The following is a 4,698-nucleotide window of genomic DNA, read 5'->3' on the forward strand; positions in this document are numbered from 1 at the left end:
AACCATTTAATCCGCTTACCCGGGCGAGGCAATCGGCATCGGCAGCCGTCAATTGGAGCTAGTCCGTCGCTTTCGATGCCGAGTCCACACAACTCTCGCCAGGAGCGGCAGGAGCGTGACCCCACTCGCGAGGATCAGCGCGACCGTGAGGCCACGGGAGTCGGCGGTAATCAGGACTTCGCCGAATATGACGATCAAGTAAGCCGTCGGAACCACCCCGGCCAGCGTGGCAATCAAGAAACGCCAGAAGGCCAGCGGTGTCAGGCCCGCCGCGTAGCTGACGGCATCGAACGAAATGAATGGCACCAATCGCGATGCGAATACGACGAGCATCAACCCGGTTTGAGAGCGTTCTTTGCCCAGCCAGTCGAGGATGGGACGAGTACGCGACCAGCGATGGATCACCTCATAGCCGAGCAGGCGGGCGATGCCGAAGGCGAGCAACGCGCCGGCCTCGGCACCGATGACCACATACGCCGTCCCCCATAGAGGGCCGTAGATCGCACCGGCCACCATGGCGATCGGCCCACTGGGTATCGGGCTCATGACAATGGCCGCTATCATCATGGCGATAATGGTCAATGGCCCCCAGCCCCCCAACTGGCCAACCCACTCACGCAGAGCCTGCTTATTGGTGAGCGTCGATAAGGCACCGGTCTCCATCAGGATCCAATAGAGGGTCACCAAGCCAATCAGCACAGAAGCTCCCAATATGAGCCTGTGCTTTACACCGAGCGTGCTTGCCATACTCATCTCAGTTGTGTGAGATGACATCTCATGTCACCCCTGTGCCGTTATGGCGTGTCATTCGACACCCAATATGTTGCGAAGCCGGTCGGTCGACACCGCACCATTGATGCGCTGCACATTACCTTCTTCATCGCGGTAATAGCTGGTCGGCGTTCCCGTGGCGCCGGCCTCGCGCATGAGCTGGGCATGCCGCCTAAGAAGCGCTCGACTCTCCTCCGACGGCACCACCGGACTGATGCCGCCATTGCGGAAGTTCAATTCATGGGTTTCGAGGGCTTTGGTTGGGTCATTCGACTCAAGGATCGCGGCCGCCTTGCGGAGACTGTCCTCTGACAGAACGCCGACCAGCACATGACGAAGCTGAAGCTCACCTTGATCGATTAGAGACCGTGAGCTCTTCCACAGCGCATTGCAGTAGGGACAATTGGGGTCGGTCAGCGTATACACGATATGTGACGCACTATCAGGTCCTTCCGGAATAAAGCGAGTGTCCTCGAACGCGCTCCAGGTAGCTTCCAGCATCGGTTCCAGCACCAGAGCTTGAAGTTGATTTTCCATTACAGCGTTGCCCTGAGGATCAATTAAGGTACCGATGATGGCGTGGTCGGAAGTGGAGGGAATATAAGCCGCCACGGGCTCATTATCATAGGACAAGGCATAACCTTGTATATCTCCCGGGGCATTAAAGGTTCCGTGGAATTTGAGTCCTTGATCCAATAATGCCGTAATCGATGCGGGCAGGGGTGTTCCAGTATCGGCTGTACTAATGGCCTGGTGGCCTTCAAGAGAATCGCCCCCCGTTTCCTCCGCCAGAGCGGGGAGCGTAATGAGACCGAACAGCCCTACAACAGCAAGGCAATAAGTGGAGTAGATGATTTTCTTCATGAACGGCCTCTTCATCGCTCTCTGATCAACCCGGGGAATCGAACCTGTCGTAGCGATTGGTTGTCAGCTATCACGCTTCTTTCCGAAGAACAGATACTTGGCGAGCGCGGCGACGCCAAGCACCAACGCAATAATCAGCAGGATGGAAATGAGCCCCATCCCCGCCATCCCCCACGTGCATGCTTCGCTTCCCATCATCCTGGTCTCCTGTTGACTTTCGCTGCTTAGGCCTGGTGGACTTGACCTGTCTGGGGTTCACCGCTCGTCACCGGCGAAGCGTCATCGATATCCGGCGTGAAGCGGCGTAGCCGCAACGAGTTGGTCAACACGAAGACGCTGGAGACGCTCATGGCGGCTGCCGCCAGCATGGGGCTGAGCAATACGCCGATGAACGGATAGAGCACGCCCGCCGCCACGGGGATCAGCGCCACGTTGTAGCCATAGGCCCAGACGAAATTCCCGATGATGGTCCGGTGGGTACGCTTGGAGAGCGCCACGGCATTGACGATTCCCCTCAGGTCGCCACGCATCAGCACTACGTCGCCGGCCTCGATGGCGATATCCGTCCCGGTACCGATGGCGATGCCCACGTCGGCCTGCGCCAACGCCGGGGCATCGTTGATCCCGTCGCCCACGAAGGCGACCTTGCCGCCCTCGGCCTGTAGTCGCTTGATCTCGTCCGCCTTCTGGTCAGGCAACACCTCGGCGAGTACGCGCTGAATGCCAACTTGACGAGCGATGGCGTCGGCCGTACCACGGTTGTCGCCGGTGAGCATGGCCACCTCCAGCCCCTGCGCCTTGAGTGCTGAAATGGCTTCGACCGAGCCCTCCTTGAGCGGATCGGCCACCGCGATGACCGCGGCGAGTCGGCCGTCCACCGCGGCATAGAGGGGGCTCTTGGCATCCTCGGCAAGCGCCTTGGCGCGCTCTTCCGCCTTGCCGAGCCCAATCCCGAGCCGGTTCATGTAGCGATCGGCCCCTACGTGAAGCCGGTGACCGGCGACGTCGGCTTCGATGCCGTAGCCCGGCTCGGCGCTGAAATGGCTGACGGTCGGCAGCTCGAGTCCACGTGCTCGGGCACCACGCACGATGGCCTCGGCGATGGGGTGTTCGCTCTGCGCTTCCACCGCCGCGACAAGGCGAAGCACCTCGTTCTCGTGCCCCTCGATCACTTCGAAGTCGGTCAGCTCGGGGCGCCCCTGAGTCAGGGTGCCGGTCTTGTCGAGCACGACGGTATCCATCTTGGCCAACGTCTCAAGCGCCGCGCCCTTGCGAAACAACACTCCTATCTCGGCCCCTTTGCCGGTACTGACCATGATCGCGGTCGGGGTGGCTAGGCCCATCGCGCAGGGGCAGGCGATCAGCAGCACGCTCACCGTGGTAACGAAGGCGAAGGACAGCGCCGGGGCCGGCCCGAAGGCGAACCACACACCGAAGGTGATCAGGGCGATGACGATCACTGCGGGCACGAACACCCCGGCGATCTTGTCGGCCAGTTGCTGGATTGGGGGCTTCTCGGCCTGTGCCGCTTCCACCATCTTGACGATTTGCGACAGCACGGTGTCGGCACCGACCCGAGTGGCGCGGAAGGTAAGCGCGCCGTTCTTGTTGATGGTGCCTCCGACGACTTCGGCATCCTGCTGCTTGGCAACCGGTACCGGTTCGCCACTGATCATCGACTCGTCGACGAAGGAATGGCCTTCTTCAACGATGCCATCCACCGGGATACGCTCGCCCGGGCGGGCCAGGATGCGATCGCCGGGCACGACGGCCTCGATCGGCACCTCGACCGCTTCGCCATCGCGGATGACGCGGGCGGTTTTTGCCTGCAACTGCAGGAGCTTCTTGATCGCCTCGGAGGTGCGGCCTTTGGCGATGTGCTCGAAGTAGCGTCCCAACAGGATCAGCGTCACGATCACCGCTGCCGCCTCGAAGTAGCTCACGGCGGTACCAGCCGGGAAAAAGCCGGGCACCAGCAGGGCGGCGACCGAATAGAAGTAGGCGGCGCTCGAGCCGATCATGACCAGACTGTTCATGCCCGGGTTGAGATGGCGGAGTTCGGCATAGCCACCGCGATAGAAGCGTGCCCCAGCATAGAACTGCACGGGCGTGGTCAGCAGCCACTCGACGCCCATCCAGCCGCGATGCGGCATCATGCTCGCCAAGAGCGCATCAAAGGCGGGAATCACTTTTCCCATGGCGATGATGACCACCGGGATGGTGAGCACTGCCGCGAGCATGACCCGGTGGAGAAGCTGTCGTCCCTCGCGATCCTCGTCGTCCGCCTGCTGCTGCGACTCGGTTTCCTGCGGTTCATAGCCCGCCTCGCGGATGGCATGCTGAATGCGTGCCAGCGATACGGTCCCCGGCAGGAAACGGACGAAGGCCTTCTGGGTGGCGAGATTGACACTCACCTCCACCATGCCGGGCAGCTTGCCGAGCGCTCGTTCTATCCGCGAGACGCAGGATCCGCAGCTCATGCCGGTGACGGGAATCTCGAGGCTCTCCACCACCGGCTGATAGCCCGCCGTTTCGATAGCGTCGAGCAGGCTGGCCGTCGTGGAGCCTCCCTCCATCTGGATCGTCGCCTTCTGGGTGGCCAGGTTCACCTGAGCGTTAATCACGCCCGGCTGCTGGCCGAGGGCCCGCTCCACCCGTCCGACGCAGGACGCACAGGACATACCCCGAATCTCGATATCGACGTTTTCCGTCATTACTGTGGTCTCCTGGCTTAGTTACCTGCCGGCCCGGCGTGCGCGCTTCGGGACTCCGGCGTTACACTGCCGGAGGCGACGATGTCGCTCATTCGGCCTTCTCGGCGATGGCCTCGACGATCGGGCAGCCTTCCTGCATCGGCCCTTCGCCCGCACATTCGTCGAGTGTTTTCGACAACACGGCCTCGATCCGCGAGAGATGTCGAATTTGCTCGCGGATCTTGTGCAGTTTCTCTCCGGCGATGCGCTTGGCCTGCGCCCGGTCGCCGTTGGCATCCTGGAGGATCAACAGCTCACGGATTTCCTCGAGCGTGAAGCCCCACTGCTTGCCCGGATGTTGCATCGGGTT

Annotated in this window: 5 protein-coding genes; all 5 read right to left on the reverse strand. The window is 61.6% G+C overall.

All coding sequences use genetic code 11. From position 1 onward, the window contains the following. Positions 1-48 precede the first annotated feature (48 nt). Positions 49-747: a TVP38/TMEM64 family protein gene (locus Q673_RS24460; protein WP_023005303.1), complete on the reverse strand. Its 699-nt coding sequence runs from the start codon at positions 745-747 to the stop codon at positions 49-51. Positions 748-804: 57 nt separating this feature from the next. Further along, complete coding sequence (gene dsbG, locus Q673_RS35925) at positions 805-1,635, reverse strand: thiol:disulfide interchange protein DsbG (protein WP_161629668.1); 831 nt, start codon at positions 1,633-1,635, stop codon at positions 805-807. A gap of 63 nt (positions 1,636-1,698) precedes the next feature. After that, complete coding sequence (locus Q673_RS37085) at positions 1,699-1,833, reverse strand: hypothetical protein (protein ID WP_023005305.1); 135 nt, start codon at positions 1,831-1,833, stop codon at positions 1,699-1,701. Between the two features lie 26 nt (positions 1,834-1,859). Next, entirely contained in the window at positions 1,860-4,349 is a 2,490-nt protein-coding gene (locus Q673_RS24465) for a heavy metal translocating P-type ATPase (protein WP_023005306.1), read from the reverse strand. An 88-nt stretch (positions 4,350-4,437) separates the two neighbouring features. Further along, a partial coding sequence (locus tag Q673_RS24470) for a MerR family DNA-binding protein (RefSeq protein WP_023005307.1) occupies positions 4,438-4,698 on the reverse strand: 261 nt, incomplete at its 5' end.

The sequence above is a fragment of the Halomonas sp. PBN3 genome (assembly GCF_000475415.1).
In the GTDB taxonomy this organism is placed as follows: Bacteria; Pseudomonadota; Gammaproteobacteria; order Pseudomonadales; family Halomonadaceae; genus Halomonas; species Halomonas shengliensis.

Bases quoted from the DNA above. Each gene is read 5' to 3' on its own strand.
- Q673_RS24465 (WP_023005306.1), bottom strand. From the start codon at position 4,349: ATGACGGAAAACGTCGATATCGAGATTCGGGGTATGTCCTGTGCGTCC.
- Q673_RS24460 (WP_023005303.1), bottom strand. From the start codon at position 747: ATGGCAAGCACGCTCGGTGTAAAGCACAGGCTCATATTGGGAGCTTCT.
- Q673_RS37085 (WP_023005305.1), bottom strand. From the start codon at position 1,833: ATGATGGGAAGCGAAGCATGCACGTGGGGGATGGCGGGGATGGGGCTC.
- dsbG (WP_161629668.1), bottom strand. From the start codon at position 1,635: ATGAAGAAAATCATCTACTCCACTTATTGCCTTGCTGTTGTAGGGCTG.